We start from the raw sequence: 1,263 nt of genomic DNA, 5'->3' as shown, positions 1-1,263 counted from the left end.
TGAGGTGGTCTAATGGATTTGTACAACCCAGTTAAGCATAATCAACTTAACTGAGGTGAAAGCAATGACAACACGCAAGAAATACTCCAAAGAATTCAAACTGGATGCCATCAGTCTGGTGCTTGAACAAAATTACACAAGAGCTGAAGCCGCAAGAAGCCTGGGCATCAACTCCCAGATGCTGGGGCGCTGGGTACAGGAACACCGGTCTGATGAGGGTCAGTCCTTTCGTGGTAATGGCAAGCTGACCCCCGAGCAGGAAGAGCTCAGAAGGCTCAAGGCCCAGGTCAAACGCCTTGAAATGGAAAGAGATATATTAAAAAAGGCGACGGCATTCTTTGCAGCCGAAACGAAATAAAATATTCGTTCATCACCCAGCACAAGAATGCCTACCCCATCAGCCTGCAGTGTCAGGTATTGGGTGTCAGTCGCAATGGCTATTACCAGTACCAGAAGCGTATGGGAAAGGGCTCGGATGCCCCCTTGCATCAGGAAATGCTGGAGGAGGTCAGGAGTATTGCCGAGAGCGCAGGCTATGTCTATGGCAGCCGCCGGATGCAGCGAGCACTCAATATACTGGGTTATCCTGTGAGCCGGAGCAAGGCCAGGAAGCTGATGCGTGAAGCGGGTGTTCAGGCCCGTCAGCGCAGAAAATACAAGGTCACGACCAACAGCAACCATGGTCAGCCGGTCTTCGACAACCTGCTCAAGCGCAAGTTTGATGTGCCTCAGCCTGACCAGGCTTATGCCTCCGATGTGACCTACATCTGGACGCAGGAAGGCTGGCTTTACCTGGCTGTGGTCATCGACCTGTGTTCACGCCGCGTGGTGGGCTGGAGCATGGGTTCAAGGATGAAGGCAAGACTCGTCTGTGATGCCTTGCAGATGGCCCTGTGGCAACGACAACCCCAGGCCGGGTTAATCCACCATTCGGACCGGGGTTCCCAGTATGCCAGCAAAGCCTTCCGACGTTTGCTGAAAGTTCACGGCATCCGTGGCAGCATGAGCAGGAAAGGTGACTGTTGGGACAATGCTGTTGTGGAAAGCTTTTTTGGCAGCCTGAAGCAGGAGCGGGTGCACTGGAGGAGTTACCAGACACGCCATGAAGCCCAACAGGACATTCTGGAGTACATCAGTATGTTCTATAACGGCAGGCGGCTGCACTCCTACCTGGGCTATATGAGCCCAAATCATTTTGAGCAGCAGTGGTCGGAAGTGAAAGAAGCGGCTTAACTGGGTGTCACAAAAACCTTGACCACGTCA

General features: G+C 52.9%; 1 protein-coding gene. It reads left to right on the top strand.

What is annotated here, in order from left to right:
• The first annotated feature begins 64 nt into the window (after positions 1-64).
• Positions 65-1,233, top strand: a protein-coding gene (locus DFK18_RS14430; protein ID WP_114418979.1) for an IS3 family transposase whose coding sequence is annotated in 2 segments (ribosomal slippage) — positions 65-317 and positions 317-1,233 — 1,170 coding nt in all. Because the reading frame shifts where the segments join, the coding sequence is not laid out codon by codon here.
• The last annotated feature ends 30 nt before the right edge of the window (positions 1,234-1,263 follow it).

Source organism: Marinospirillum perlucidum, assembly GCF_003336805.1.
Classification (GTDB): domain Bacteria; phylum Pseudomonadota; class Gammaproteobacteria; order Pseudomonadales; family Halomonadaceae; genus Marinospirillum; species Marinospirillum perlucidum.
Note: the sequence above shows the minus strand (reverse complement) of the source record. Positions and strands in the feature narration are given on the sequence as shown.